The following is a 3,815-nucleotide window of genomic DNA, read 5'->3' on the forward strand; positions in this document are numbered from 1 at the left end:
TCGCTGGCCTGGCCCGGCACCCTCATCGAGGACGCGGACGCCGAGCGACTCGGGCGGATCTGGCTGGAGATGCTGGCCGGGCTCGCCGCCCACACCGACGCCGACTCCGGGGCCGGCGGACACACTCCCTCCGACTTCCCCCTGCTCGCACTCACCCAGGACACCGTCCAGGAACTCGAGGCGGCGGTCCCGGACCTGGTCGACGTATGGCCGCTGTCGCCGCTCCAGCAGGGGCTGCTCTTCCACACCACCCTCGCCGATCAGGGACCCGACGTCTACGAGGGACAGCGGGCGCTGCTGCTGACCGGACCGCTGGACGCGGCGCGGCTGCGTGGGGCGTGGCAGGCCGTCGTGGCCCGGCACCCCGTGCTGCGGGCGGGCTTCCACCGGGGTGTCGCGGACGAGGCCGTGCAGGTGATCACCGGACGTGTCACGGTGCCGTGGCGGGAGGCCGATGTGAGCGGGCTGTCCGCGGCGCGGGCGGACGCCGAGGTGGAGCGGCTGTGCGCCGCGGAGATGGCGACGCGGTTCGACCTGACCGAGCCCCCGCTGCTGCGCGTGCTGCTGATCCGGCTCGGTGCGGACCGGCACCGCATGGTGGTCACGACCCACCATGTGGTCGTGGACGGCTGGTCGCTGCCGGTCCTGTTCGACGAACTGTCGGCCGCCTACGCGGCGGACGGCGAGACGCGGGCCCTGCCGCCCGCGACCTCCTACCGGGAGTACCTGGCCTGGCTGGACCGGCAGGACAAGGAAGCGGCGCGCGCCATGTGGCGGGCCGAACTGGCCGGTGCCGAAGGACCTACACGGGTGGCGACGGCGGAGTCCACCCGGGCCCCGGCGCGGCCGGTCCCGCTGGAGTTCGAGTGCTCCCGCGAGCTGACGGACGGACTGGCCGACCTGGCCCGTACCCGTGGCCTGACCATGAACACGGTGGTCCAGGGCGCGTGGGCACTGTTGCTGGCGCGGCTGACCGGGCGTACCGACGTGGTGTTCGGCAGCACGGTGGCCGGACGGCCCGCGGAGGTGCCGGGCCTGGACAGCGCGGTCGGCCTGTTCATCAACACCCTCCCGGTACGGGTCCGCCTGGACCCGGCGCAGTCGGCCGTGGACATGCTCACCGACCTGCAACGACGTCAGGTCGCGACGATGGGCCATCAGCACCTGGGGCTGGCGGAGATCCAGCGGACGGCCGGTTCCGGCGCGGAGTTCGACACGCTGGTGGTCTACGAGAACTACCCCCGCACCGCCGACGACCCGGCCGCCGACTCCGCCGAGGCCCTGACCATCCGGCCGGACGGCAAGTCGCAGGACGCGAGTCACTACGCGCTCGCCCTCATCATGGCTCCCGGCGACCGGCTGGCCGGCGAGGTCGTCTACCGCCCCGACCTGTTCACCGGGGACTGGGCGGCACGGCAGCAGGCGCGGCTGCTGTGCGTCCTGGAACAACTGGCGGCGGACGCGACCATCCCGGTCGGCCGGGTCAGTCTGCTGGCCGAGGACGAGCGCGCGCGGCTCGCGGAGTGGAACGACACCGCCCGGCCGGTGGCCGCCGCCCCGCTGCCGGTACTGTTGCGGCGGCAGGTGCGCCGGACCCCCGACGCTCCGGCGCTGACGTCGGCCGAGTCCGGCCGGACCCTGTTGTACGCCGAGGTGGAGGCCGAGGCCGGCCGGCTGGCACGGCACCTGATCGCGACGGGCGGCGTGGGACCCGAGTGCCGGGTCGCGGTGGTCGCCGAGCGGTCGGTGACGACGGTGCTGACGCTGCTCGCGGTGTCCATGGCGGGCGGGGTCTTCGTCCCCGTGGACCCGGGCTACCCGCCGGACCGGGTGGAGTACATGCTGCGGGACTCCGACCCCGCCCTGGTGGTGTGCTCCGCGCGGACGCGTGGCAGCGTGCCGGAAGAGTTCGCGGACCGCGCGCTGGTCGTGGACGACCCGGCCGTCGCCGACGCCGTGGCGGGCCGCCGGCCCGGTGCGGTCGAGGACGCGGAGCGGCTCGGTCCACTGGAGCCGGAGCACGCGGCGTACGTCATCTACACCTCGGGTTCGACGGGCCGCCCCAAGGGCGTGGAGGTGCTGCACGCGGGGCTGGCGAACCTCGCGCAGGCGCAGATCGAACGGTTCGCCGTCCACCCCGGTTCCCGGGTCCTCCAGTTCGCCTCGCTTAGCTTCGACGCGGCCGTGTCGGAGCTGTGCATGGCCTTGCTGTCCGGCAGCACGCTGGTGGTGGCCGGCGCCGAGCAGCTGCCACCGAACGTGTCACTGGCCGAGGCGCTGCGCAGGACGCGGGCCACCCACGTCACCGTGCCGCCGAGTCTGCTGGCCGTCGCGGACACGCTGCCGGACACGCTGGAGACGGTCGCGGTGGCCGGCGAGGTGTGCCCGGCCGGGATCGCGGACCGGTGGTCGTCGGGGCGGCGGCTGGTCAACGCCTACGGGCCGACGGAGACGACCGTGTGCGCGGCCATGAGCCCACCGCTGTCCGCGGGCGCCGGGGACACGGTGCCGATCGGACAGCCGATGACGAACGTACGCGTCTTCGTCCTCGACGCCTTCCTGCAACCCGTGCCCGCCGGGGCCAGCGGCGAGCTGTACATCGTCGGCCCGGGTCTGGCCCGTGGCTACACCGGACGCCCGGGCCTGTCGGCGGAACGGTTCGTGGCCTGCCCCTACGTCGAGGGCGCCCGCATGTACCGCTCGGGCGACCTCGCCCGGTGGACCCCGGAAGGGCAGCTTCTCTTTCAGGGGCGGGCGGACGAGCAGGTGAAGATCCGCGGCTTCCGCATCGAGCCCGGGGAGGTGGAGTCGGTGATCGGGGCGCACCCCGGGGTCGCCCATGCCACCGTCGCCGTACGCGAGGACCAGCCGGGCGAGAAACGGCTCGTCGGCTACCTGGTCCCGGTGTCCGGCGAGCCGCTCGACCGCGACGCGGTACGCGAGTTCGCGGCCGCCCGGCTGCCGGAGTACATGGTCCCGACCGCGCTCGTCGTGCTGGACGCGCTGCCCCTGACGGTGAACGGCAAGATCGACCGCGCCGCCCTGCCGGCCCCCGAGCGGGCCCCGGCGGGCCCGGGCCGGGCCCCCTCGACCCCGGCGGAGCAGGCACTGTGCGGCCTCTTCACCGACGTACTGGGCGCTGACGAAGTCGGGGTCGACGACGACTTCTTCGTGCTGGGCGGGGATTCGATCATGTCGATGCAGTTGGCGTCGAGGGCGCGGCGCGCGGGTTGGGTGGTCTCGCCCCGGCAGGTGTTCGAGGAGCGGACGCCGGCGCGGCTGGCACTGGTTGCCCAGCAGGCGGCCGGGCGGGCACCGGCCGGGGAAGTGTCCGGCGTGGGTGAGGTCGCGTTCACGCCGGTGATGAAGTCAGTGGGCGACGCGGCGGCGCGGCCCGGATTCGCGCAGTGGATGGTGGTGGGCGCTCCGGTCCCGTTCGGGCTGGAGGTGCTGGCGGCCGGGGTGCGGGCGTTGCTGGACACGCACGACATGTTGCGGGCGCGTTTGGTGGCCGACGGGGACCGGTTGGTGGTTGGTGCTGCGGGGTCGGTCGATGGTGTGGCGTTGGTGTCGCGGGTGGACGCCGGCGGGCGGGAGGGTGCTGGACTGGATCGTGTGGTGGAGGCGGCGGCGCGGGCGGCGGTCGGCCGGTTGGATCCGGCGGGCGGTGTGATGGTGCGGGCGGTCTGGGTCGATGCGGGGGCCGACGTACCGGGACGGGTGGTGCTGGTGGTGCATCACCTGGTCGTGGACGGTGTGTCGTGGCGGATCCTGCTGCCCGATCTGCGTGCGGCCTGCGAGGCGGTGGCGGCGGG

The 3,815-nt window shown here is 74.2% G+C and carries 1 protein-coding gene; it reads left to right on the forward strand.

Going from position 1 to position 3,815, the window contains the following annotated elements; genetic code table 11:
* A partial coding sequence (locus tag ACTT8P_RS37945) for an amino acid adenylation domain-containing protein (RefSeq protein ID WP_442836348.1) occupies positions 1–3,815 on the forward strand: 3,815 nt, incomplete at both ends.

This window comes from Streptomyces sp. JW3, from assembly GCF_052216785.1.
Classification (GTDB): Bacteria; Actinomycetota; Actinomycetes; order Streptomycetales; family Streptomycetaceae; genus Streptomyces.